The 23,875-nt window shown below is 62.8% G+C and carries 20 protein-coding genes; 12 read left to right on the top strand and 8 right to left on the bottom strand.

Translation table 11 applies throughout. From position 1 onward, the window contains the following. Positions 1–456: 456 nt before the first annotated feature. From glpE to DNK10_RS10470, 7 genes are all read right to left on the bottom strand, one after another. Positions 457–786, bottom strand: a complete 330-nt coding sequence (glpE, locus tag DNK10_RS10440) for a thiosulfate sulfurtransferase GlpE (RefSeq protein WP_131191495.1) — start codon at positions 784–786, stop codon at positions 457–459. Continuing rightward, positions 783–1,607, bottom strand: a complete 825-nt coding sequence (locus tag DNK10_RS10445; protein WP_131180997.1) for a symmetrical bis(5'-nucleosyl)-tetraphosphatase — start codon at positions 1,605–1,607, stop codon at positions 783–785. Before DNK10_RS10445 ends, glpE begins: the two co-directional genes overlap by 4 nt. Next, positions 1,607–1,987: a Co2+/Mg2+ efflux protein ApaG gene (gene apaG, locus DNK10_RS10450; protein ID WP_131180998.1), complete on the bottom strand. Its 381-nt coding sequence runs from the start codon at positions 1,985–1,987 to the stop codon at positions 1,607–1,609. Before apaG ends, DNK10_RS10445 begins: the two co-directional genes overlap by 1 nt. Before the next feature lie 14 nt (positions 1,988–2,001). After that, positions 2,002–2,814 carry a 16S rRNA (adenine(1518)-N(6)/adenine(1519)-N(6))-dimethyltransferase RsmA gene (gene rsmA, locus DNK10_RS10455; RefSeq protein WP_131191496.1) on the bottom strand — a complete coding sequence of 271 codons (813 nt, stop codon included), beginning with the start codon at positions 2,812–2,814 and terminating at the stop codon, positions 2,002–2,004. Positions 2,815–2,922: 108 nt separating this feature from the next. Continuing rightward, positions 2,923–3,939, bottom strand: a complete 1,017-nt coding sequence (gene pdxA, locus DNK10_RS10460) for a 4-hydroxythreonine-4-phosphate dehydrogenase PdxA (RefSeq protein ID WP_131191497.1) — start codon at positions 3,937–3,939, stop codon at positions 2,923–2,925. Positions 3,940–4,038: 99 nt separating this feature from the next. Beyond that, positions 4,039–5,337 (bottom strand): peptidylprolyl isomerase, encoded by a 1,299-nt coding sequence (locus DNK10_RS10465; RefSeq protein WP_131181057.1) that lies wholly within the window; start codon positions 5,335–5,337, stop codon positions 4,039–4,041. After that, entirely contained in the window at positions 5,312–8,101 is a 2,790-nt protein-coding gene (locus DNK10_RS10470; protein ID WP_131191498.1) for an LPS-assembly protein LptD, read from the bottom strand. The genes DNK10_RS10465 and DNK10_RS10470 overlap by 26 nt, the downstream gene beginning before the upstream one ends. Before the next feature lie 124 nt (positions 8,102–8,225). Here DNK10_RS10470 and DNK10_RS10475 point away from each other — a divergent pair, with 124 nt between their 5' ends. Genes DNK10_RS10475 through DNK10_RS10485 form a run of 3 tightly spaced genes read left to right on the top strand, consistent with a single transcriptional unit; the run spans position 8,226 to position 10,679 of the window. Continuing rightward, positions 8,226–9,251 (top strand): aminoglycoside phosphotransferase family protein, encoded by a 1,026-nt coding sequence (locus tag DNK10_RS10475; RefSeq protein ID WP_131191499.1) that lies wholly within the window; start codon positions 8,226–8,228, stop codon positions 9,249–9,251. Continuing rightward, complete coding sequence (gene murU / locus DNK10_RS10480) at positions 9,248–9,919, top strand: N-acetylmuramate alpha-1-phosphate uridylyltransferase MurU (RefSeq protein ID WP_131191500.1); 672 nt, start codon at positions 9,248–9,250, stop codon at positions 9,917–9,919. The genes DNK10_RS10475 and murU overlap by 4 nt, the downstream gene beginning before the upstream one ends. A gap of 1 nt (position 9,920) precedes the next feature. Beyond that, a complete protein-coding gene (locus tag DNK10_RS10485; RefSeq protein ID WP_131191501.1) occupies positions 9,921–10,679 on the top strand; it encodes a DnaJ domain-containing protein in 759 nt (252 codons plus the stop codon). Positions 10,680–10,761: 82 nt separating this feature from the next. Here DNK10_RS10485 and DNK10_RS10490 read toward each other — a convergent pair whose 3' ends face one another. Continuing rightward, complete coding sequence (locus tag DNK10_RS10490; RefSeq protein WP_131191502.1) at positions 10,762–11,727, bottom strand: alpha/beta hydrolase family protein; 966 nt, start codon at positions 11,725–11,727, stop codon at positions 10,762–10,764. 226 nt (positions 11,728–11,953) lie between these two features. Between DNK10_RS10490 and DNK10_RS10495 the strand changes: the two genes are divergently transcribed. The 9 genes from DNK10_RS10495 to DNK10_RS10535 all read left to right on the top strand — a co-directional run bounded on the left by DNK10_RS10495 (position 11,954) and on the right by DNK10_RS10535 (position 23,840). Then, the gene (locus tag DNK10_RS10495) at positions 11,954–14,356 is read left to right on the top strand and encodes a PAS domain-containing sensor histidine kinase (protein WP_131191503.1); all 2,403 of its coding nucleotides are present in this window, start codon (positions 11,954–11,956) and stop codon (positions 14,354–14,356) included. A gap of 14 nt (positions 14,357–14,370) precedes the next feature. Beyond that, positions 14,371–15,000 carry a response regulator gene (locus DNK10_RS10500; protein WP_131191504.1) on the top strand — a complete coding sequence of 210 codons (630 nt, stop codon included), beginning with the start codon at positions 14,371–14,373 and terminating at the stop codon, positions 14,998–15,000. A gap of 218 nt (positions 15,001–15,218) precedes the next feature. Beyond that, the gene (locus tag DNK10_RS10505; RefSeq protein ID WP_131191505.1) at positions 15,219–16,328 is read left to right on the top strand and encodes an ABC transporter ATP-binding protein; all 1,110 of its coding nucleotides are present in this window, start codon (positions 15,219–15,221) and stop codon (positions 16,326–16,328) included. A 44-nt stretch (positions 16,329–16,372) separates the two neighbouring features. Continuing rightward, the gene (locus tag DNK10_RS10510; protein WP_131181010.1) at positions 16,373–17,407 is read left to right on the top strand and encodes an ABC transporter substrate-binding protein; all 1,035 of its coding nucleotides are present in this window, start codon (positions 16,373–16,375) and stop codon (positions 17,405–17,407) included. 106 nt (positions 17,408–17,513) lie between these two features. Beyond that, a complete protein-coding gene (locus DNK10_RS10515; RefSeq protein ID WP_131181011.1) occupies positions 17,514–18,761 on the top strand; it encodes an ABC transporter permease in 1,248 nt (415 codons plus the stop codon). A 151-nt stretch (positions 18,762–18,912) separates the two neighbouring features. Then, the gene (locus tag DNK10_RS10520) at positions 18,913–19,740 is read left to right on the top strand and encodes an ABC transporter permease (protein ID WP_131181012.1); all 828 of its coding nucleotides are present in this window, start codon (positions 18,913–18,915) and stop codon (positions 19,738–19,740) included. Between the two features lie 69 nt (positions 19,741–19,809). Next, a complete protein-coding gene (locus DNK10_RS10525; RefSeq protein ID WP_131191506.1) occupies positions 19,810–20,850 on the top strand; it encodes an ABC transporter substrate-binding protein in 1,041 nt (346 codons plus the stop codon). 294 nt (positions 20,851–21,144) lie between these two features. Beyond that, a complete protein-coding gene (locus DNK10_RS10530) occupies positions 21,145–22,515 on the top strand; it encodes a sigma-54 interaction domain-containing protein (protein ID WP_131191507.1) in 1,371 nt (456 codons plus the stop codon). 176 nt (positions 22,516–22,691) lie between these two features. Continuing rightward, positions 22,692–23,840 carry an iron-containing alcohol dehydrogenase gene (locus DNK10_RS10535; protein WP_131191508.1) on the top strand — a complete coding sequence of 383 codons (1,149 nt, stop codon included), beginning with the start codon at positions 22,692–22,694 and terminating at the stop codon, positions 23,838–23,840. The last annotated feature ends 35 nt before the right edge of the window (positions 23,841–23,875 follow it).

Genomic DNA, 23,875 nt, shown 5'->3' on the forward strand with positions numbered 1-23,875 from the left:
TCGGTCGAGCGGGTGCTTGCAGACCCGGCGCTTGCGCTACCGAGATGAATCCCCCGAGCACCCCGCAGCCAGTCAGAACCTCGTGGTCGGCCTGTCCGTGGCGTGGCAGGTTCGAGGACAGCCGCCGCCGGGTGTGTTACCCGCGCGGCGTATCGGCTGCCTTCCCCCGCCATGACCATTCGCTGTATGGCCTGACTGTCTGCTGAAGGTGGTTACCGATGGCCCGTTCGGCCGATTGGCCGGCTACCTGAATTGGGATGGCCTGAAGTAAGGATAGTTCGGAATTACCAAGGTCAAGGCGCAATCGCCGACAGTAACGCTGTTGCAGCGCTCTGGAGAGAGCCAAGCCCAGTACTGGCGCGGGCCTGGCGGTGAAAATATTTTATGGCCGGCCATCCCTGGCGGCCACCCTGCGGGCCGTCGCAAGCGACGTTAAAAATGGCTCCCGGCCATTTTTTATTCCGGCTGGCTGGACGTGGTTTCCTGGGGGTAGGTGCTGCGCCATAACTCGAAGCCGCCGTCGAGACTGTAAACGTCGGAGAACCCCTGGCCGACCAGGTAGGCGGCTGCGCTCTGGCTGGAGTTGCCGTGGTAGCAGGCGACGATCACCGGCCCATCAATATCTGCCTTGGCGATGAAGTCGGCCAGGGAGTGATTGTCCAGGTGCTGCGAGCCGCTGATGTGCCCGGCAGCGAAGCTTTGCGGATCGCGGATGTCGACCACCACCGCGCCATTCTCACGCAGAACCTGGGCCTGTTCAGGGGCGATACGTTTGAACTCGCTCATGCTGTTTCCTCGCTGCAGTCGCAGCGATGGTATTCGCCGCTGTCGATGTTCATCAAAGTCATGCTGCCTCCCCATACGCAGCCGGAATCCAGGGCGAAAACGCCAGGTTCGTCGCAGCGTCCCTCCAGGGAGGCCCAGTGGCCGAAGATGATCTTCTGACCGCGGGTTTTGCGCTGTTTGTGGCTGAACCAGGGCGAGTAACCCGCAGGTGCCGTACCGGGGCCTTCCTTGGTTTTCAGATCCAGGGTGCCGTCTGCCTTGCAGAAACGCATGCGGGTGAAATAGTTGGTGATCACTCGCAGGCGCGTCACGCCGTGCAGCTCCTTGTCCCAGCGGGCGGGCTCGTTGCCGTACATGCCGTCCAGGAACATCGGGTAGAGGGCATCGTCACGCAGGGCGTTCTCGACCTCTGCAGCACGCCTGAGCGCTTTGGCCATGCTCCATTGCGGGGGGATGCCGGCATGCACCAGGGCCATGTCGCGCTGTTCGTCATAATGCAGCAACGCTTGTCTGCGTAGCCAGTCGAGCAGGTCGTCGCGATCCGGCGCCTCGAGAATTTCTCGCAAGGTATCGCCGCGCTTGAGGCGCTCGATGTTGCGCGAGACGGCCAGCAGGTGCAGATCGTGGTTGCCCAGCACGCACACCAGCGCATCACGCATGCGATACAGGAAGCGCAGCGTTTCCAGCGACTCAGGCCCACGGTTGACCAGGTCGCCGACCAGCCACAGGCGGTCACGCTCGGGATCGAAGGCTACGCGCTCCAGCAGGCATTGCAGCGGTTTCAGGCAACCCTGCAGGTCACCGACGGCATACGTCGCCATCAGTGCAGGGCGCCGGGTACGGCGAGGAGGAAAGGCGCGATGGGGGCATCGAAGTGCTGGCCGTCGTCGGCGACCATCTGGTAGCTGCCCTGCATGGTACCGACCTGAGTCGTCAATAGTGTGCCGCTGCTGTAGCTATGGCTGGCCCCTGGCTCGATCAGTGGCTGCTCACCAATCACGCCTGCACCGCGTACTTCCTGAACCTGACCATTGCCATCGGTAATCAGCCAGTGGCGCGACAGCAGCTGCGCGGGCAGTTCACCCTTGTTGACGATGGTCACGTCGTAGGCGAAGGCGAAGCGATTTTGCTGCGGCTGTGACTGCTCCGGCAGGTAGCGGGTGAAGACGCTGACGTCGATCTGGTAGCGAGAGTCGGACATGGGCACTCGGTAAGTCAGGTGAGCGAGGGAGCGGGTTGTTCCGCCAACTGGTCGGCCAGGCGCACGAAAGCGGCCAGATCCAGCTGTTCCGGGCGCAAGCTGCCGTCGACGCCAGCCGCTTCGATGGCGCTGGCCGGAAGCAGGGCCTTGAGCGTATTGCGCAGGGTCTTGCGGCGCTGATTGAAGGCTTCGCGCACCACACGCTCGAGGAGATGGTGATCCTTGGCCGGGTGGGGCAATTGCTTGTGTGGTGTCAGGCGCACGATGGCCGAATCCACCTTGGGTGGTGGATTGAAGGCGCCGGGGCCGACATTGAACAGGTGCTCCACGTCACAATGGTACTGCACCATGATCGACAGTCGCCCCCAGTCACCGCCACCAGGGCCGGCAGCCAGGCGTTCGACCACTTCCTTCTGCAGCATGAAGTGCATGTCGCGGATCAGGTGAGCGTTATCCAGCAGGTGGAAAATCAGCGGAGTCGAGATGTTGTAGGGCAGATTGCCGACTACGCGCAGGCTGTTCGGCTCGGCTTGCAGGCGGGCGAAATCGAACTTCAGGGCATCGCCCTGGTTCAGGCGAAAGCGTGGCTCGCTAGCGAATTTCGCCTCCAGGATGGGGATCAGATCGAGATCCAGTTCGATCACGTCGAGTAGTGCACCGCTGTTCAGCAGCCCCTCGGTCAGTGCGCCCTGGCCTGGGCCGATTTCCAGCAGGTGTTCGCTATCGCGGGCATGGATGGCGCGCAGGATGCGGTGAATGACCCCGGCATCGTGCAGGAAGTTCTGACCGAAACGTTTGCGCGCACGGTGTTGGTAGGGCTCGGACATCGAAGAGCAGCTCCAAGCTTCAAGCTGCAAGCCATAAGCAACAGCACAAAGCGGTAAGGCGAAAACGCGCAGTTTAGCAGGGAACGTGCTTGCGCCGCTGCAGCGCTTCTACTTGTGGCTTGTCGCTTGCAGCTTGCGGCTGCCCTGGGCCATTTCGTAGGCCGTTTCCAGTGCGACCTGCAGGCTGCCACAATCGATGCGTCCTGTGCCGGCCAGATCCAGGGCGGTGCCGTGATCGACCGATGTACGGATGATCGGCAAGCCCAGGGTCACGTTCACCGCGGCGCCGAAACCCTTGTATTTGAGTACCGGCAGTCCCTGGTCGTGATACATCGCCAGGACTGCGTCGCAGTGATCCAGATGCTTGGGGGTGAACAGCGTGTCGGCGGGCAGCGGGCCGATCAGGTTCAGACCCTCTGCACGCAGTTGCTGCAGCACCGGCTCGATGACGTCGATTTCTTCGCGCCCCAGGTGACCGCCTTCGCCCGCATGGGGGTTCAGGCCGCAGACCAGGATGCGTGGATCGGCGATGCCGAACTTGTCGCGCAGGTCGGCATGCAGAATGCGCGTTACGCGCTGCAGGCGCTCATCGGTGATCGCGCTTGCCACATCCTTGAGCGGCAGGTGTGTCGTCACCAGGGCAACGCGCAGGCCGCGGGTCGCCAGCATCATCACAACCTGTTCGGTGTTGGTCAGGTCGGCGAGAAACTCGGTATGGCCGGAAAAGGCGATGCCGGCCTCATTGATCACACCCTTGTGCACCGGGGCGGTGATCAGCCCTGCGAAGTCACCCTTCAGGCAACCCTGGCCGGCACGGCTCAGGGTCTGCAGGACATAAGCGGCGTTGGCTTTGTCCAGGTGGCCGGTTTGTACAGGCTGACCCAGCGGGGTATCCCATACATACAGGCTGCCGGCAGGGGCTGGTTGCAGTGGCCAGTCATCGGGGCCGGTTTCGATCAGCCTGATATCCAGGCCCAGTTGCACTGCGCGCGCTTGCATTAACGACGCGCTGGCGATGCAGATCAGTGCATGCGCCTGGCGCTCGCGAGCGAGCAGCAGACACAGATCCGGGCCAATGCCGGCGGGTTCTCCGGGGGTGAGGGCGAAACGCAGGCAGTTGGGCATGATCGACTCTCGACAACAGGGCGCTGGCGATTCTAGCGCAGACAGAAATGAAAAAGCCCGGCGCTGGGCCGGGCTTGGTCGTGCAGTACCAACCTGAACTTACAGCTTGGTCTCTACATAGGCTTCATCGCGGATCTGGCGCAACCAGGTCTGCAGCTCTTCCTCATACTTGCGGTTGCGCAGCAGATTCAATGCCTGTTGCTCGCGCATCTGTTCACTGCTGTCAGTGGCGCGACGGCCCATGACCTGCAGTACGTGCCAGCCGAACTGGCTCTTGAACGGCTTGGAGACTTCACCGCTGGCGGTGTTGTTCATCACTTCGCGGAATTCCGGCACCAGAGCGTTGGGGTCGATCCAGCTGAGGCTACCGCCATTGAGGGCCGAACCCGGGTCTTCGGAGAAGTTTTTCGCCAGTTCGGCGAAGTCTTCCCCGGACTGGATGCGCTGATAGAGGCGCTCGGCCAGAACCTGGGCTTCGGCCTCGCTGCGGATCTCGCTGGGCTTGATCAGGATGTGACGCACGTTGACTTCGTCACGCACGGCCGTTTCGCCACCGCGCTTCTCCAGCACCTTGAGCAGAATGAAACCACCGGGTGTGCGGATCGGCTCGGTCACGTCGCCTACGTTCAGGGCCCCGATCATGTTGTCAAACGGAGGGGGTAGCTGCGCCGCTTTACGCCAGCCCATGTCACCGCCGTCCAGCGCGGTTTCACTGGCCGAGTGGGCGATGGCCAACTGGCCGAAGTCAGCACCCTGACGCGCTTGCTGGTAAATCTCCTGAGCACGCTGCTCGGCAGCCTGCAGGTCGTCGGAGGAAGCGTCTTCCTGCACCGGGATAACGATGTTGGCCAGATGGAACTCTTCAGACAGCTGCATCTTGCCCAGGTCGGAGGCCAGGAAGTTTTTCACTTCCTGATCCGTTACCTGAATGCGCTCGGCCACACGGCGCTGGCGCACACGGCTGATGACCATCTCGCGGGCGACCTGATCGCGGGCCTCATTGAACGACAAGCCGTCCTGGGCCAGTGCGGCACGGAACTGCTCGATGCTCATGCCGTTGCGCTGGGCAATGGTGGTGATGGCCTGGTTGAGCTCCTCGTCGCTGATGCGAATGCCGGAGCGCTCGCCCATCTGCAACTGGATATTCTCGATGATCAGGCGATCCAGCACCTGCTGGGCCAGCACATCGGCCGGTGGTACCTCGGCACCGCGCTTGGCGATGGTCTGTTGAACCTCGCGGACACGGGCGTCGAGTTGAGTCTGCATGATCACGTCGTTATCGACGATCGCCACCACGCGGTTGAGGGGTTGTACATCGGCGTGTGCCGCGGTACCCAGAAACAGCGCGCCCAACAGCAGTGGGCGCACGCACTCAGAAAGCTTGATCTTCACGTTCACGATAACCTTGAATGCCTTGGTCGAGGAATGTCTCAACGTTGTTGCCAGTCACGCCACCCAGGCCTTTGAGGACGATTTGCAGGAAGATGCCGTTATCCGGCTCGTCGTTACGAGAAGGGTTGAGGCTGACTTCGTCGTAGTCGATCCAGTAACGGTTGATGACCCGCAGCTTCCAGCAGCAGCTGTCGTACTCGAAGCCACCGAAGGCTTCCAGGGTACGGTTGCGGCCGTAGTCGTACTGCCAGCGGGAGATGACACTCCACTGCGGACCGAGCGGCCAGATGACGGAGAAGTCATGCTGGCTGATCTTGTAGTAGTCCTTGATGTAGCTGTCGGTACCTGGCGTACCGTAGTCACCACCATAGGTCCACGTGCCAGTACTCTGGTCGAAGCGCATTGTGTCATTACGGTAGCGATAGCCGGCGTTGACGATCTTGCGTGGATTGTCGGCGGGCTGGTAATGGAACATGGCGCTGCCCGAGCGGGTACGGTGGCTGTCCGGATCCCAGTTGAAGTCCGAGGTGAAGCGCCAGTCCTGGTTGTAGCGATACATGTATTCCAGTGCGTAGGGCGAAACGCTGGAGGTGTAATCAGAGCGGTCTCGCAGGCGCTGAGTATTTGGCAGGCCTCGATACGAATCAGGCATGGTTACTTTGCGATCTTCAAAATAGAAGGCCTGGCCGATGCTGAAGCGCTGACGTTCGAAACCATTCGCCTCAATCCATCGGCTGGTTACACCCAGTGATAACTTGTTCTCGTCACCAATACGATCTTTGCCAGAAAAACGGTTCTCGCGCCACAACGAGGCATAACTGAAAGCGCTCTCACCAGTGTCAAATATCGGGATATCTGTTTGATCTTCCTCAGGGACATAAAGGTAGAACAGACGCGGTTCCAAGGTTTGACGAGCTTCACGGCCGAATAGGGTGGTATCGCGGTCGAAATACAGGCCGCTGTCGACACTGAACAGACCGACACCGCGGTTCTGGCTGCTGCTGTATTGTTGCTCGGCGAACAGGGTATTTTTGCCTTGTTGGTCGAGATCCAGATCATAGTTGGTCTGCATGTACTTGACCTGTGGCTTGAAGAAGCCCCAGCTCCAGTCCAGCGGCAGGCTAACCGCCGGCTCAACGTGCATGCGAGTGCCGTTGGCGCGAGCTAAACCCCTGAGTCGAGCGTCATACCAAAGCCCTTCGGATACACCATCTTCATTGATGAAGTTGCCGCTGCGCAGATCACGATCGAAGCGCACCAACTCCGTGCCATAGGTAAAGTTCAAACCACCTGGCTGGAAGGGCAGCTTGCCATCGAGCGTGATCTGCGGCAGACGGTTATAAGGGGTCAGATCGGTAATGGTGGCCAGCTCGTAGGCATGTGCATTGAGCCGCGCGGTGTAGCTATCGCCGCGCCAGGTCAGGGTGCCGCGCTGGTTGACGTAGCGGGTGGTATCGATACCCAGGTCGGTGCTCAGATCCTGGAAATAGTACGGGTCGCTGATATCGGTGTAATCGACTTCGGCCAGCAGGCGTTTGTTCAGGCCCTGCCTGTGCTGCCAGCTGTACATCCAGCGTTGATCCTTGTAGTCCGACTGCAGTTTGCGGTCGTCATTGCTGTCATCGAGATAAGCAGCACCGATCTGGCCTTCGCTGTTGCGGGTCAGGTAGCGGAATTCGCCTTCGAGCAGCAACCCGCGATCGGCCATGTAGGTCGGATACAGGGTGGCGTCGAAGTTCGGCGCCAGGTTGAAGTAGTAGGGCGTCTGAATGGTCAGGCCGTTGTCGCTGGAGCTGCCGAAACTGGGCGGCAGGAAGCCGGACTGGCGACGGTCATCGATCGGGAAGTAGATATACGGTGTGTAGAACACCGGAAAATCCTTGACCCGCAGCGTGACGTTGGTCGCGGTACCGAAGCCGGTGGCCGGATTCAGAGTGATGTTGTTACCCGTCAGATGCCAGGCGTTGCTGCCGGGTTCGCAACTGGTGTAGGTGCCATCCTTGAGGCGGATGATCGCGGTTTCTTCACGCTTGGCGTAAGCCGCGCTACCGCGTACGTGGGCGGCGTGCATCACGTACTCGGCGTTTTCGATGCGTGCTTCGCCGTTGTCCAGTTGCAGTTCGGCGCGATCGCCGACGACCAGAGCCCCCTTGTCGCGCAGGCGTACATTGCCAGTCAGCTCACCGCGGTTTTCCGCCTGATGCAGGTTGGCCTCATCGGCTTCTACCTGCATACCGGCCTGACGCACGACCACATCGCCAGCGAGGGTGGCGACCTGCTCTTCCTGCTGGTAACGCGAGGCGCGGGCCGAAACGAACATCGGCGCTTCGCTCATCGGCGTGGTGTCGTTCATGCCCGGGCGGCTCGGCTCGATGTAAGAGCCGGAGCAGGATGGGCCGATCTCGGCCAGCTGCGCGCTGGTCAACTGCTCGCGCGGTACCCAGTCGAGGTGGCTGTAATCGGCACTGCGCGATGCCAGCGCTCGGCCACCACTTTCGGTGACTTGCGTTGGTGCGGCCTTGGTCTCAGGCTTACCTGTCGCCGCGGCAGCCGTGCCGGTGCTCAGCGCATTGCTACTGTGCGTTGGGCGAATGGGCAGATTGGCAGTGCTGGTTTTTGGCGCACAGGCCCAGCCGCCGGTAGGCGACGCCTGGCAATCGAACTGTTCGGCAGCAGTGGCGAATGGACTGGCGAAGGGTTGCAGGGCCAGCAGGCCGCCCGTTACCAGAAGCGGGAATTTCTTGCGAAAAGCGGGGTATTTTACTGCCATCTTGTTTTCCGGGCTTCCTGTGCGCTTTTGGCCCAGGGGCCGCACGCCTCTCGATGGGCTGAAAAAGATGCTGGATAATAAAGCATGACCCGCGCAACGGCTAGCGCCGTCGGAGACCCTTGTAATGCCTGATCAAGATGTACGTCTGCAGTATCTGCAACAGTGGCTTGCGCCCCAGTTGCAGGAATTATTCGCCTCTAAGCAGTGGGGCGAGGTGCCACAAGCCTCATTACAGCCGGCGAGCAGCGATGCCAGCTTCCGCCGATATTTCCGCTGGCAGGCCGCTGGCCGTAGCCTGATCGTGATGGATGCGCCCCCGCCCCAGGAGAATTGCCGACCATTCGTCGAGGTGGCGAATGTGCTGGCGCGCGCTGAACTCAACGTGCCGCACATTTATGCAGCGGATCTCGAGCAAGGTTTTCTGCTGCTCAGCGATCTTGGTCGCGAGACCTACCTGGATGTGATCGACAGCGACAATGCCGACAGCCTGTTCAGCCCCGCCATCGACGCGTTGCTGGCCTATCAAAGACTGCCGATGGGCACGCCGTTGCCGCACTACGACGACGCCCTGCTGCGTCGCGAGCTGCAATTGTTTCCGGACTGGTATGTTGCCCGGGAGTTGGGCATCACCTTCGATGCCATGCAGCAGGCAGCCTGGGAGCGCATCTGCGCGCTGCTGATCGACAGTGCCCTGGCGCAACCCAAGGTACTGGTGCACCGCGACTACATGCCGCGCAACCTGATGATCAGCGAGCCCAACCCCGGCGTGCTGGATTTCCAGGACGCGGTCTACGGCCCCGTCACCTATGACATCACCAGCCTGTTCAAGGATGCCTTCCTCAGTTGGCCGGAAGCGCGCGTGCAGACCTGGCTCGAAGATTATTGGCAGCAGGCCCGTGCGGCTGGCATACCGGTGCAGGAGGATGTGCAGGACTTTTTGCGCGCCAGCGACCTGATGGGCGTGCAGCGCCACCTCAAGGTGATCGGTATCTTCGCGCGCATTTGCCACCGTGACGGCAAGCCCCGCTACCTGGCCGATGTGCCGCGTTTCTTCGCCTATATAGATGCCGTACTCGGCAGGCGACCGGAACTGGCGGAGCTCGGCGAGCTGATCGCTGACCTCAAGCGCGCCGCGCAGGCTCGGCGATGAAGGCCATGATCCTCGCCGCAGGCAAGGGCGAGCGGTTGCGGCCGCTGACGCTGCATACGCCCAAACCCCTGGTGCACGCAGCCGGTGTGCCGCTGATCGAATACCACGTGCGGGCTCTGGCTCGTGCAGGGTTTACCGAACTGGTGGTCAATCACGCCTGGCTCGGCCAGCAGATCGAGGATTATCTCGGTGATGGCGAGCGTTATGGCGTGAGCATTCGCTACTCACCCGAGGGCGAGCCTCTGGAAACCGGCGGCGGAATCTTCAAGGCCCTGCCGTTGCTGGGTGGTGAGCCATTCGTGGTGGTCAATGGCGATATTTTCACAGATTACGATTTCGCCAATCTGCGCCGCCCTTTGGCCGGACAGGCTCATCTGGTGCTGGTGGACAACCCGCCACATCACCCGAAAGGCGACTTTCTGCTGCATGGCGGGCAGGTCGAGGATGCCGTGGCAGAGCGCGACAGCCTGACCTACAGCGGTATCGCCGTGCTGGGCGCGTCGCTGTTCGCTGATTGCCAGTCGGGCGCCTTCAAGCTTGCGCCGCTGCTGCGCAACGCCATGGCGGGGGGGAACGTGAGCGGCGAGCGTTACTCCGGGCGCTGGGTCGATGTCGGTACCCATGAACGGCTGGCCGAAGTCGAACGCCTGCTGATGGACGAGCGCTGAGATGTATTGGCCCCTGACCCTGGTTGGCGCTCTGGCCGGCTTTGCGCTGGCGAGTATCCCAGGCCTGCTGCTGGGTGGGCTGCTTGGTCAGGTGCTCGACCGGCGTCTCGGTTTACGTGGCTGGACGGCACTGGGTGAGCACCTGCGTGGCAAGACGACTGTGCGCGATGATGAGCTGCTATTCGTCATGCTCGGTCGCCTGGCGAAAAGCGACGGCGTGGTGCAACAGGCCCATATCCGCCAGGCCCGTGCCGAGATGCAGCGTCTCGTTGTTGGCGAGGCAGCCAAGTCGGCAGCCATCGAAGCTTTTTCTCGGGGCAAGACGGGGCAGGATAATCTGCGCGGCTCTCTACAGCGCCGTCGCGCCGATGCGGATGCCCTGCTGCGTGCATGCTGGCGCATGGCCTGGGCCGATGGCCGGGTGGGGCAGGCCGAGCGCGAACTGATTCTGCTGTGGGGTAAATGGCTGGGGGTTTCAGCCGATGCCCAGGAAGCGTTGAGTGCGGCCTGCTCGCCACGTCGCGGCCCGCCGACGGCTGCCCCTGGTAGCTATCAGCAGGCACTGCGTCTGCTTGGCGTGAATGCCGACAGCGACGCGGAGCAGATCAAGAAGGCCTACCGGCGTCTGCTCAGTCGTCATCACCCGGACAAGATGGCCGGCAGCGGCGCGGCACCCGAAAAGGTGCGCGAAGCCACCGAGACGACCCGTGAACTGCACAACGCCTACGCGCTGATTCGCCAGCAGCGAGGTTTTCGTTGAGTTGAATCGGGTGATCCGGGTTCGTAGCTGACTTCTCTTCATCCTTCAGCAGCACATGGCGGCAGGGCGCCATGTGGGAAGCCTACTGGCCGGCGCTCGCCTGTTTATCCAGCCAACCGCGCAAGCGTCTGAACAACTGTTCCTCGGCCACGCCAGAATTGCCCGGCAGAGCGTCCAGGCCGACCTGTACGAAGGTGGGCTGCGGCTGCCGCTGGCTGATCTGTTTGCGCAATTGTGCGGCCCGGCGTGCGCTAGGGCTGTCCCGGTAATAGAAGTCGCCCACATTGGCCTTGATCTGCACCAGCAGGTCGTTGATCGGGGGCTCGGAGCCTTCCGGCTGACGGGTGTTTACCAGCAGCAGGTTGTCGAGGTTGGCAGGCGTGCGCTCGGCGATGTAGCGGGCAGCCCAGTAGGCACCGCTGCCATGGCCCAGCAGTACGATGGTTTTGGCCTGTTGCTGCTCGGCGAAGGCGAGGCTGGCGTCGATACGTGCAAACACGCGCTCGACGTGAGCAGCGCGTGCATCTTCTACGCTTTGCGTGGGTTCTTCGGCAGGCACCGGTTCAACTGTGGCGGGCTCTTCAGGTTTCTCGGCAGGTATATCGCCGTTGGCAAGCGGAGGCTCGGCAATGCGCACGGGGAGGTTGGCGCCCTGGGAATCCGGCAGGCTTACGCTCAGGCTGTGCCAGCCGACATCCGGCAGCTTGTGCCGCAGCGGTCCGATGATCCGCGGTGCATCGGCGCTTTCGTTATCGCCCGGTAGCAGGATTACCGCACCTTTGGGGGCTGGATCGTTGGCTGGCAGCCAAAGGGCGAGAAAAGGCGTGCCGGCTGCATCGAGCCGCTGTTGTTCATTGGCTGCCAGTTGACGTTCGAGCGCCAGGGCTTCCAGGTCACTGCGTTCGGCCAATGGCGCACGCGGCTCTGGCGCAGAGTCGCTTTGCTCGCCGGCTTCGGCGGGTGAACTCTGATCGCCTTGCACGGCCATCGCGCCCGTCAGCAGCGTCAGGCACAGCAGGTAGCGTGGCGAGTGTCGAAAGCGCATCATCGTATGGCCCGGATGTTGGATAGCGGCTAGAGCCTAGGGTCTGTTGCCGTTTCAGCGCAAGCCGCGTTGCCGCGAGAATCTCGCCAGGCCGGGCGGCGACCCGCTAGGCGGGATGCCGGCAACAGACCCCAACTTATCGTGGATTTGTCAGATCCTGGTGTAGCTTAATGCGGCTTTGTGGCAGGCATTCGCTCTGCGTAGTCTCCCTCCGTTTCTGGTACCGAGCATGATCCACCGCTGGCTGTTTCTCCTGATGCTGACTCTGCCGACTGCGTCGTGGGCGGATGAGTTGCCGTCGGCGCCTGCCCAGGTGTTCGACAGCACCCAGCAGCAATGGCTTGCCGCGCATCCCGTATTGCGTGCCGGGGTTGTGTTGCAGGCGCCCTATGCTCAGCTTGATCGGCGCTTGCATCGCCTCAGCGGCGCCAATGTCGAGATGATGAATACGCTGGCTGCGTTGATGGGCGTCCAGCTGCGCTGGCGAACCTTCCAGACAATGGATGAGTTGGAGCAGGCGTTGCGCAGTGATCAGATCGACCTCGCGCCCGGCCTTGGCCAGACACCTGCGGGGCTGCGTCGCTGGGTGTTTTCCGATCCTTTCCTGCGCGTGTCGCACCTGCTTATCGGCGAAGGTGACAGCGGCGGGGCGGTCGATCTGGAGCAACTCGACGAGCGCTCGCCGATTGCCTTGAAAGTGTCGGATGCGGTACTCGATTACCTGCGCAGCAGTTACCCGAAGCTCAAGCTGGATATCGCCAGCTCACCACGCCAGGCCCTGCAACGGGTGCTCAACCAACAGGCCAGTTATGCGGTGCTCGACGAAGCACAGCTCGGGCGCCTGTCTCGCGAGCCGGAGTTTATCGGCCTGACAATCGTCGGCGATATCGGCTTCCCACAACTGCTGCGGGTCGCCACGCGCCGTGACTGGCCTGAGCTGTCTGCCATCGTCGATGTCGCGCTGCGCAGCGTGTCCGCCCGGGAGCTGGACGATCTGCACAGTCGCTGGCTGCCGCCGAGTTATCTGCAGCAGGATACATCGTCGAGCTTCTGGCGCGGGATCAGCCTGCTGCTCGGCCTGTTGCTGGTGTTCGCACTGCTGTTGGCGCTGTGGATGCGGCGTCAGCGCGACACCCTGGAGTTTCGCCTGCTCGCCGCCCGCCACGAGATCGAGCTGCGCGAAGTCGCTCGCGATGCGTTACGGCTGTCGCAGTTTTCCATCGACAACAGCACGGTGGGCATCCTCTGGGTCAATTGGGACAGCCATGTACGTTACGCCAACCATGCCGCCGAGGTGATGCTCGGCTGCCGCAGCGGTGGCGTGGTCGACCGGCCATTGAGTGATTTCGAGCCGAGCCTGAGCATGGATCGCTGGCTCGATCTGTGGCGCCTGGCCCGCAAGGGAGACGAGCGGCCACCCAGTTTCGAGACCGAATGCCTGCGTGCCGATGGCAGCCGTTTGCCGGTGGACGTATCGCTGAGCTTTCTGCGGTACCGCGATACCGAATACCTGGTGGTGTTCATCACCGATGTCACCGAGCGCCGCCGCGCCCTGGCCGCGCTGCAGGAGAGCGAGGCGCGGCTGCAGGGCATCGCCTCCAACGTGCCTGGCGTGGTGTTTCGCCTGGAGCGCGCACGGCCAGGCGATCCGGCGCTTTTCGCCTTCATTGGTGAGGGCAGCGAAAGCCTGGTCGGGTATCGGGCGGCGACTCTGCTGGCGCCCGATCATGGCCTGCGCAGCCTGGTGCACCCGGACGACAAGGCCGATTACCATCGTGTTCAGGATCGGGCGTTCGACAGCGATAGCGATTGGCACTGGCAGGGGCGCATGCTCACCCATACCGGCGAGTCGCGTTGGGTCGACATCAAGGCCATGGCCAGGCGTATGGCCGATGGTCGGCTGATCTGGGATGGCGTGGTCTGGGACATCAGCGAGAACAAGCGCAACGAGCTGGCGCTGGCTGAATCCCAGGTGCGCCTGCGCGATCTGTCGGCGCACCTCGAGAGCGTGCGCGAAGAGGAAAAGGCCCGCATCGCCCGCGAAGTGCATGACGAACTGGGCCAGGTGCTCACCGTGCTCAAGCTGGAAACCTCGATGTGCGAGCTGGGGTTCGCCGATCTCGACCCAGGCCTGCGTGGCCGCCTGGATAACATGAAGAAGCTGATTGCCCAACTTTTCCAGCTGGTGCGCGATGTAGCCACGGCGTTACGCCCACCGATCCTGGATGCCGGTATCGCCTCGGCCATCGAATGGCAGGCGCGGCGTTTTGAAGCGCGCACGCAGATTCCCTGCCTGGTCGAGGTGCCCGAATACCTGCCACCACTGAGCGATGCCAAGGCGACCGGCTTGTTTCGCATCCTCCAGGAGTCGCTGACCAACGTCATGCGCCATGCCGAGGCGCATACGGTGACGGTGCGCCTGGAGTTGCTGAGCGACAGCCTGCACCTGTCTATCAGCGACGACGGCCGCGGCTTCCACCCTGCTGCCGTACGCGCCGATTCCTTCGGTCTGGTGGGCATGCGCGAGCGGGTGCTGATGCTCGGCGGACAATTGACCCTCGACAGCCGGCCGGGCGAGGGTACCCTGTTGCGGGTGAGGGTGCCGCTGAGCGAGTGTGTGTCCGGTTATTGAACTGAGGTGAGCACGTGATCCGAGTACTGGTGGCGGAAGACCACACCATCGTCCGTGAGGGCATCAAGCAACTGATCGGCATGGCCCGCGACCTGCAAGTGGTCGGCGAGGCGAGCAACGGCGAACAGTTGCTGGAAACCTTGCGGCACACGCCCTGTGAGGTGGTGCTGCTGGACATCTCCATGCCTGGCGTCAACGGCCTGGAAGCGATTCCACGGATTCTCGCGTTGGCGCAACCGCCGGCGATCCTGGTGCTGTCGATGCACGACGAAGCGCAGATGGCCGCCCGCGCGCTGAAGATCGGCGCAGCCGGTTATGCCACCAAGGACAGCGACCCGGCCTTGCTGCTCACGGCGATTCGCAAGGTCGCCGGTGGTGGGCGTTATATCGATCCGGATCTGGCCGATCGCATGGTTTTCGAAGTTGGCCTGACCGATTCGCGGCCGCCCCATGCGCGGCTTTCCGAGCGTGAATTCTCGGTGTTCGAGCGCCTGGTGCAGGGCGAGGGCGTGAACGAGATCGCCGCCCACCTGGCGCTCAGTAGCAAGACCATCAGCACCCACAAGGCACGCCTGATGCAGAAGCTCAACCTGCATTCGGTCGCCGATCTGGTGCGCTATGCGGTCGAGCACAAACTGGTCTGACAGAGGGACTTGTCTATTCACGACACGCTTCCTGGGCATGCTGTCTCACTGAATCAAGCCTGCCGTTCGTAGGCTTATCCATTTGCGACATCGTTGTAGGAATCGCCCTACAGCTGTCTTTCCGTCTGCCTTATATCAAAGTGTCATCACGCCCGATTTTCAGGTTCTAGCGTCGGTTCTAGTCTTGAGCCACGGTAGAACAACAGGCAGGTGCGGTGATGGGCGACACTTCTTCGAGCGACATCCTGGTCAGTTTTCGTGGCGTGCAAAAGAGCTACGACGGCGAGAACCTGATCGTCAAAGACCTCAACCTGGACATTCGCAAAGGCGAGTTTCTGACCCTGCTTGGGCCATCCGGCTCTGGCAAGACCACCAGCCTGATGATGCTGGCCGGTTTCGAGACCCCTACGGCCGGCGAGATCACCCTGGGCGGCAGGCGCCTGAACAACGTGCCGCCGCACAAGCGCGACATCGGCATGGTGTTCCAGAACTACGCACTGTTTCCGCACATGACCGTGGCCGAGAACCTGGCGTTCCCCTTGAGCGTGCGTGGCATGAGCAAGGCCGACGTCGGCGAGAAGGTCAAACGCTCATTGTCCATGGTGCAGTTGGACGCTTTTGCCGGCCGTTACCCGGCGCAGCTGTCCGGCGGCCAGCAGCAGCGTGTGGCCCTGGCTCGTGCCCTGGTATTCGAGCCGCAACTGGTGCTGATGGACGAACCCCTGGGGGCGCTGGACAAGCAGCTGCGCGAGCACATGCAGATGGAGATCAAGCATATCCATCAGCGCCTCGGCGTGACCGTGGTCTACGTGACCCACGACCAGAGCGAAGCGCTGACCATGTCCGACCGGGTGGCGGTGTTCCACCAGGGCGAGATCCAGCAGATCGCATCGCCGCGCGAACTCTACGAGTCGCCATGCAACACCTTCGTCGCCCAGTTCATCGGCGAGAACAACCGCTTCGCCGGCGAACTGGTCGAGCGCACTGGTGACAACTGCACCGTGCAACTGAGCCGTGGCGAGAAGGTGCAGGCGTTGGCCGTCAACGTCGGTCAGCCTGGCGACGCCGTGAGTCTGTCGATCCGCCCCGAGCGCATTCGCCTGAATGCCGCGGCGCAGACCTGCGACAACCGCTTCTCCGGGCGCGTCTCGGAGTTCATCTACCTCGGCGATCACGTGCGTGTGCGCCTCGAGGTCTGCGGCAAGACCGATTTCTTCGTCAAGCAGCCGATTGCCGAGCTCGATCCCGCTCTGGCCGTCGGCGATGTGATCCCGCTCGGCTGGCAAGTCGAGCATGTCCGCGCCCTCGATCCGCTGTCGGCGGATTGACTGGCGTTTCTCGCTTTACCACTGCACTCGGAGCAAGCCAAGAAATGTCGAAGATTCTCTCTCTTTCCGCACTGACCCTGGGGCTGATCTGTGCCGCACAGGTTCAGGCGGCGAACCTCACCGTGATCAACTTCGGTGGCGCCAACAAGGACGCCCAGGTCAAGGCCTACTACCAGCCGTGGGAAGCGGCGGGCAACGGCAAGATCATTGCCGGCGAATACAACGGTGAAATGGCCAAGGTCAAAGCCATGGTCGACACCAACAGCGTGTCCTGGGATCTGGTCGAGGTCGAGTCACCGGAACTGGCCCGCGGCTGCGATGAGGATCTGTTCGAAGAGATCGACTATTCGGTGATCGGCGACAAGGACGCCCTGGTGCCCGGCGCGGCGACCTTCTGCGGCGTCGGCTTCTTCGTCTGGTCGACGGTCATGGCCTACAACGCCGACAAGCTGAGCACGGCGCCGACCAACTGGGCGGATTTCTGGGACGTGAAGAAATTTCCCGGCAAGCGTGGCCTGCGCAAGGGCGCCAAGTACACCCTGGAGTTCGCTCTGATGGCCGACGGCGTTGCGCCCAAGGACGTGTACAAGGTGCTGGCCAGCAAGGATGGTCAGGAGCGTGCCTTCAAGAAGCTCGACGAACTCAAGCCGCACATCCAGTGGTGGGAAGCCGGCGCCCAGCCGCCGCAGTACCTGGCCTCCGGCGACGTGGTCATGAGCTCGGCCTACAACGGCCGCATCGCCGCTACCCAGAAGGAAGGCAGCAGCCTGAAAGTGGTCTGGGACGGTGGTATCTACGACTTCGACGCCTGGGCCATCCCGAAAGGCGCGAAGAACAAGGACGAAGCGCTGAAGTTCATCGCCTATACCCTGCAGGCTGAAAACCAGAAGACTTATTCGGAGAACATCGCCTACGGGCCGGTGAACCCGAAAGCCGTCGATCTGCTGGACGCCAAGGTCGCCGCCGACCTGCCGACCGCGCCGGAGAACATCGCCAACCAGGTGGCCATGGACGTGACCTTCTGGGCCGACTTCGGCGAAGTGCTGGAGCAGCGCTTCAACTCCTGGGCCGCGAAGTAAAGCCTGAGCAGGTCGTCGTTATACGAGCATCGTTGTGAGGAGCGCCTGCGTGCAGGCGCTCCGGCTCTACCCCGAATTCCTTATTCGTTTCACCGGAGTTAGCCCCATGGCCCTAGCAGTGCCCCTTGCCGAGGTCGCCGGCCCCACGCTCAAGCAGCGTCTGGCGCGCGCCGAGCGGATGAATCGCCTCAAATCCCAGGCATTGATCCTGCCGCTGGTGCTGTTTCTCGTCTTCACCTTTCTGGTGCCGATCGTGGCGCTGCTCAATCGCAGTGTGGATAACCCGGACGTGATCGGTTCGATGCCGAGAACCGTCACCGCCATCGAAGCGTGGGATGGCCGTGGCCTGCCTGCCGAGCCGGTATACCAGGCGCTGGCGCTGGATCTGGCCGAGGCCCGTGAACAGCAGAAGCTGGGCGATCTGTCCAAACGCCTGAACATGGAACTGGCCGGCTACCGCAGCTTGCTGGCCAAGACGGGGCGTGCCCTGCCGTTCGAGACCGAACCGGCATCCTACAAGGATGCGCTGGAATCCTTCGACGAGCGCTGGGGCGACCCGGCCTACTGGCAGGTGATCCGCCGCAACACCAGCGCCTGGACGCCTTACTACCTGCTGGCGGCGCTGGATCATCGCGTCGACGACACCGGCGCCGTGGTCAAGACCACGCCGGATCAGGCCATCTACCTGGACATCTTCGCCCGTACTTTCTGGATGAGCGCGGTGATCACCGCCATCTGCCTGGCGCTGGCCTATCCGCTGGCATACCTGCTGGCCAACCTGCCGACCCGGCAGGGCAACCTGCTGATGATCATGGTGCTGCTGCCGTTCTGGACGTCGATTCTGGTACGGGTCGCGGCCTGGATCGTGCTGCTGCAGTCGGGCGGTCTGATCAACTCCGCGCTGATCAAGCTCGGATTCATCGATCAGCCTCTGGAGTTGGTGTTCAACCGAGCCGGTGTGTACATCTCCATGGTGCACATCATGCTGCCGTTCATGATCCTGCCGATCTACAGCGTGATGAAGGGCATCTCGCCGAGCTATATGCGGGCCGCGATCTCCCTGGGCTGCCACCCGTTCGCCAGCTTCTGGCGGGTGTACTTCCCGCAGACCCTGGCCGGCGTCGGCGCGGGATGCCTGCTGGTGTTCATCCTGTCCATCGGCTACTACATCACCCCGGCGCTGCTCGGCAGCCCGAGCGATCAGATGGTCAGCTACTTCGTGGCCTTCTACACCAACACCACCATCAACTGGGGCATGGCCACCGCTTTGGGCGGGCTGCTGCTGGTCGCCACGCTGCTGCTCTACGTGGTGTACAGCTGGCTGGTGGGTGCAGGCCGCCTGCGTCTTGGATAAACGGTCTGCGTAGCAGGCCAACCGCCCTCTCCGCTGGGAGAGGGTGCCCGAAGGGCGGGAGAGGACGGTTCCATTCGCACCGCTCCCAAGCCCCTCTCCGATAAACCGGAGAGGGGAGCTTCAAGCCAAAAGAACACTGGAGTAAGACGCTATGCTCAGTCCCTACATGTCCCCCATCGAGCGCGCCTGGTACTACGGCCTGCGTCTGCTCTGCGGTCTGGTGCTGCTGTTCCTGGTGCTGCCGATCCTGGTGATCGTGCCGCTGTCGTTCAACTCTGGCACCTTCCTGATCTACCCGATGCAGGGCTTCTCGCTACGCTGGTATGAGGATTTCTTCGGTTCCGCCGGCTGGATGCGTGCGCTGAAGAACAGCATGATCATCGCCCCGGCGGCGACCGTGCTGGCCATGGTGCTGGGTACCCTGGCGGCCATCGGCCTGACCCGCTCCGAGTTTCGCGGCAAGGCGCTGGTGATGAGCCTGCTGATCTCGCCGATGGTGGTGCCGGTGGTGATCGTCGGCGTGGCCAGCTACCTGTTCTTCGCGCCGCTCGGTCTGGCTAACGGCTACCTGTCGCTGATCGTGGTGCACGCGGTGCTGGGCGTGCCCTTCGTGATCATCACCGTGTCGGCCACGCTGCAGGGCTTCAACTACAACCTGGTGCGTGCCGCGGCCAGCCTCGGCGCCTCGCCGATCACCGCCTTTCGCCGGGTGACCCTGCCGCTGATCGCGCCTGGGGTGATATCCGGTGCCCTGTTCGCCTTCGCCACCTCGTTCGATGAAGTGGTGGTGACCCTGTTCCTCGCCGGCCCCGAGCAGGTCACCCTGCCACGGCAGATGTTCAGCGGTATCCGCGAAAACCTCAGCCCGACCATCGCCGCCGCGGCGACCCTGCTGATCGGCTTCTCCATCCTGTTTCTGCTGACCCTGGAATGGCTGCGCGGGCGTAGCGAGAAGTTGCGCACTCAGCAGCCCAGCTGAGTACGGGCAAGGAATCCCGGGGCCTGTGACAGGCTCTGGGCTGTGTGTCTGTCATGCAAGGAGTGAACTATGTTCGTAAGGAGTCTATGTCGTTGGGGTACTTTGGCCTGCATCCTCGTCGGGCAGCCGGTACTGGCCGTCCAGATCAATGTCGTCTCCTTCGGTGGTTCCGTGCGCGAAGCGCAGCGACAGGCGTTCTACCGTCCATTCAAGGAGGCCACCGACATTCTGGTGGTCAATGGTTCCTATAACGGCCAATTCGACAAGCTGCGGCGTATGCAGGCCATGCAGCACGTGACCTGGGATGTCATGGAAGTGGAATCGCCCGAGCTGGCCCGGGGCTGCGAGGAGGGGCTGTTCCGACCGCTGTCCGAGTCGCTGCAACATGAGGCCGGGGAGCTGCTTCCCGGCGCGTTGCGCCCATGCGGCGTCGGCACCTTCATTTGGTCCATGGTGCTGGCCTACGATACCGAACGCCTGTCCCAGGCACCGCGCAATTGGGCAGATTTCTGGGATGTCCAGCGTTTCCCGGGGGGGCGCGGCCTGCGCCAGGGCGCCAAGTACAACCTGGAATTCGCGCTTCTGGCCGACGGCGTGCCCGCTTCGGAGGTCTACGCCCGGCTGGCGACCGCGGCCGGTGTCGAGCGGGCTTTCCGCAAGCTCGAGGAGCTCCGGCCGCATATCCGCTGGTGGCAGGCCGGCGAGGAGCCGGTACGGCGCCTGGCCGATGGCGGGGTGGTGATGAGCGCGGCCTACAGCGGTCGCATCGGCGCCGCCCAGGATCAGGGCGCCAAGCTGGGGCTGGTCTGGTTCGGCAGTATCTACGATTTCGATTTCTGGGCCATTCCCCGCGGCAGCATCAATGTGCAGGAGGCCGAGCGTTTCATCCACTTCGCCAGTCAGGCGGAGCCGCAACGAACCTTCGCCGAACTGATTCCCTACGGGCCGGTGAGCCGCCAGGCGACCACCTCGCTTTCCGCGGAGCGAGCGGCACGCTTGCCCACGGCCGAGGCGAACATGCGTGACGCGCTGGCCATTGGGGTCGACTTCTGGGCCGAGTATGGCGACGCCCTCGAACAGCGTTTCACTGCCTGGCTGGCACGCCGCTGACCCCGGAGCGTCAGCGCTCAACGACCAAGCGTTTTGCGGCCTTGCCGCGGCCGCCGCAAACCCCTCGGTTGCGGCGGCTTTTTTATGCTTCATCACCCTGGCCACCCTCTCCCCCAGCCCCTCTCCCGGAGGGCGAGTGGAAACAACGATGGTCTTTGTTCCGGCCGCCATCCCTGTCGGCCCCCTCGCAGGCCGTCGTCGCAATTTCCCGGATCCGCTTGCGTACATACGGCACCGGGCCCGCACGACCCGGTAGACTGTCGCGCTTTATCTGCACCTTTCCCGGAAAGCCCCATGGATTTCGACGATCCCAGTTTTCGCGAACTGCTCGACGCGCTGCATGACGGCGTCTACATCACCGATGCCGATGGCATCACCCTCAAGGTCAACAGCGCCTACGAGCGGCTCACCGGGCTGCGTAGCGAGGATGTGGTCGGCCAGCACATGCAGGCGCTGGTCGAGCAGGGGGTGATCTCCCAGTCGGTGTCGTTGCGCGTGCTCAAGGAGGGCAGGGCGTTGTCGCTGATGCAGAGCGTCAGCCAGGGTAAGCGCCTGCTGGTCAGCGGCACACCTATCTTCGCCGCCGATGGCAGTGTGTGCTATGTGGTCAGTACCGTGCGCGACATGACCGAGTTGCTGCGCATGAAGCACGAGCGCGACGAGCTGCAGCAGCTCAAGCAGTTACGCAACAGCACCGCACGCCTGCATGCCGGCCAGCGTGATGACCTGTTCGATGCATCTCCGGTGGCCGATTACCCCGCCTCGGGGCGGGTATTCGCCCAGGCCCGCCAGGTCGCCGCCAGCGATGTGAAGGTGCTGCTGCAGGGCGAGACCGGTGTCGGCAAAACGCTGATCGCCCAGTACATCCACAAGGCCAGTGCCCGGGCCGCACAACCTTTCCTGGCGCTGAACTGCGGTGCCCTGCCGGAAAACCTGATCGAGGCCGAGCTGTTCGGCTATGTGCCGGGCGCCTTCACCGGCGCCGGCAGCAAGGGCAAGCGCGGCCTGCTCGAGCTGGCGCACCAGGGCACGGTGTTCCTCGACGAGATCGGCGACCTGCCGCTGGCGCTGCAGGTGAAGCTGCTCAAAGTGATCGAGGAAAGCCGCTTCATTGCGGTCGGTGGCCTGGAGCTGAAAGAAGTGGACGTGCGCATCATCACCGCCACCCACCATGATCTGCGCGCCATGGTCGGCGAAGGGCGCTTTCGTGCCGACCTCTACTACCGGTTGAACGTGGTGCCGATCCATATTCCGGCGCTACGCGAGCGGCCCGAGGAAATCCAGCCATTGCTCGACTTCTACCTGGCCGAATTCAACCAGCGCTACGGGCGTGAATTGGAATGGGAGCTGGAGGCCCTGGATGCGCTGACCGATTACCCCTGGCCGGGCAACATCCGCGAACTGATCAACCTGGTCGAGCGCCTGGTCGTCACCTGCAGCGGAGCTGCCGTGGAACTCTTCGACCTGCCTGAGGAGATGCGCAGCAATGAGCGGGAAGCCGGTGATGACAGCCTGCTGCCGCTGCGCAAGCAGGTCGAGCAACTCGAGCGGCGGCTGATTCGCAAGGCGTTGGTGCAGCACAAGACCACTCGCGAAGCGGCCCGGGTGCTCGGCCTGAGCCAGGCGACCCTGGTGCAGAAGATGAAACGCTGGGAACAAGGCTGATTGGAAAATGGATCATATGACGGCTATCTGATCCATTTTTTGATCGCTGCGGTATCCCTATAGCCTGTGGCAGATCGACGCAACCCGTCTACGGCAAGGGTTTCGTCAGACTGGCACAGGAATCGCTATGACAGGCCCGAACCCGTCCAGCTAACAATGCATAAAAGGGCCTGATGATGAGTATTGCCGCATTCAAGATCGCCAATAAGCTGCTGACCGGCCAAGGTGCCGTCGAGCAACTGGCCGTCGAACTGCCCCGCCTGAAAATCGAAAACCCGCTGATCGTCACCGACGCCATCCTGATCAAGTCCGGCACCGTCGATCACGTGCTCAAGCAACTGGGCGAACGTGCCTATGGCATCTTCGACGGCGTCGAGCCGGAGCCGGAGATCGCCATCGTCGAAGCCTGCGCCAAGGTGTACCGGGCTGGCGGCCATGACGGTCTGATCGGCGTCGGCGGCGGCAGCGCCATCGATATCGCCAAGGCGGTCGCCGGCTACGTCGGCCATGACGGCGCGCTGGAAGAGCTGTTCGGCGTCGATCAGGTCAAGCGCAAGGGGCCACCGCTGATCGCCATTCCGACCACTGCCGGCACCGGGTCGGAAGTGACCAATGTGTCCATTCTCTCGGACAAGAAAGCGCAGCTGAAAAAAGGCATCGTCAGCGACTACCTGCTGCCCGACGTGGCCCTGGTCAGCCCGTTGATGACCCTGACCTGCCCACGCAGCGTCACCGCCGCCAGCGGCGTCGACGCCCTGGTGCATGCGGTGGAGTCGTACCTGTCGGTGAATGCCTCGCCGATCACCGACGCCCTTTCCATCGGCGCCATCAAGCTGATCGCCAGGGCCTTGCCCAAGGCCTATGCCAACCCGGCCGACCTGGTCGCTCGCGAAGACATGGCCACCGCCAGCCTGATGGCCGGTATGGCGTTCGGCAACGCCGGCGTCGGTGCGGTGCATGCCCTGGCCTATCCCCTGGGCGGGCGTTTCAATATCGCCCATGGGGTCAGCAACGCGCTGCTGCTGCCCTATGTGATGGCCTGGAACAAGCTGGCCTGCGTCGAGCGCATGGCCGAGATCGCCACCGCCATGGGCGTGCAGACCCATGGGCTTAGCGACAAGGCCGCCGCCGACCTGGCCGTCGAGGCCATGGCCGAACTGTGCGCCAGCGTCGACATTCCCAAGGGCATGCGCAGTTTCGGTGTGCCGGAAGAGGCGATTCCGGCAATGGCCGAGGAGGCCAGCAAGATCGACCGGCTGATGCGCAACAACCCGCGCCGGCTTACCGCGGCGGATATCGAGAAGATCTACCGCGCCGCTTATTGAGCATGCGCAACCCCTGATGCAACGCCCCTCTGGGG

Source organism: Phytopseudomonas daroniae (genome assembly GCF_004327275.1).
Taxonomy (GTDB): domain Bacteria; phylum Pseudomonadota; class Gammaproteobacteria; order Pseudomonadales; family Pseudomonadaceae; genus Aquipseudomonas; species Aquipseudomonas daroniae.

Bases quoted from the DNA above. Each gene is read 5' to 3' on its own strand.
- glpE (WP_131191495.1), bottom strand. From the start codon at position 786: ATGAGCGAGTTCAAACGTATCGCCCCTGAACAGGCCCAGGTTCTGCGT.
- DNK10_RS10445 (WP_131180997.1), bottom strand. From the start codon at position 1,607: ATGGCGACGTATGCCGTCGGTGACCTGCAGGGTTGCCTGAAACCGCTG.
- apaG (WP_131180998.1), bottom strand. From the start codon at position 1,987: ATGTCCGACTCTCGCTACCAGATCGACGTCAGCGTCTTCACCCGCTAC.
- rsmA (WP_131191496.1), bottom strand. From the start codon at position 2,814: ATGTCCGAGCCCTACCAACACCGTGCGCGCAAACGTTTCGGTCAGAAC.
- pdxA (WP_131191497.1), bottom strand. From the start codon at position 3,939: ATGCCCAACTGCCTGCGTTTCGCCCTCACCCCCGGAGAACCCGCCGGC.
- DNK10_RS10470 (WP_131191498.1), bottom strand. From the start codon at position 8,101: ATGGCAGTAAAATACCCCGCTTTTCGCAAGAAATTCCCGCTTCTGGTA.
- DNK10_RS10475 (WP_131191499.1), top strand. From the start codon at position 8,226: ATGCCTGATCAAGATGTACGTCTGCAGTATCTGCAACAGTGGCTTGCG.
- murU (WP_131191500.1), top strand. From the start codon at position 9,248: ATGAAGGCCATGATCCTCGCCGCAGGCAAGGGCGAGCGGTTGCGGCCG.
- DNK10_RS10485 (WP_131191501.1), top strand. From the start codon at position 9,921: ATGTATTGGCCCCTGACCCTGGTTGGCGCTCTGGCCGGCTTTGCGCTG.
- DNK10_RS10490 (WP_131191502.1), bottom strand. From the start codon at position 11,727: ATGATGCGCTTTCGACACTCGCCACGCTACCTGCTGTGCCTGACGCTG.
- DNK10_RS10495 (WP_131191503.1), top strand. From the start codon at position 11,954: ATGATCCACCGCTGGCTGTTTCTCCTGATGCTGACTCTGCCGACTGCG.
- DNK10_RS10505 (WP_131191505.1), top strand. From the start codon at position 15,219: ATGGGCGACACTTCTTCGAGCGACATCCTGGTCAGTTTTCGTGGCGTG.
- DNK10_RS10510 (WP_131181010.1), top strand. From the start codon at position 16,373: ATGTCGAAGATTCTCTCTCTTTCCGCACTGACCCTGGGGCTGATCTGT.
- DNK10_RS10515 (WP_131181011.1), top strand. From the start codon at position 17,514: ATGGCCCTAGCAGTGCCCCTTGCCGAGGTCGCCGGCCCCACGCTCAAG.
- DNK10_RS10520 (WP_131181012.1), top strand. From the start codon at position 18,913: ATGCTCAGTCCCTACATGTCCCCCATCGAGCGCGCCTGGTACTACGGC.
- DNK10_RS10525 (WP_131191506.1), top strand. From the start codon at position 19,810: ATGTTCGTAAGGAGTCTATGTCGTTGGGGTACTTTGGCCTGCATCCTC.
- DNK10_RS10530 (WP_131191507.1), top strand. From the start codon at position 21,145: ATGGATTTCGACGATCCCAGTTTTCGCGAACTGCTCGACGCGCTGCAT.
- DNK10_RS10535 (WP_131191508.1), top strand. From the start codon at position 22,692: ATGAGTATTGCCGCATTCAAGATCGCCAATAAGCTGCTGACCGGCCAA.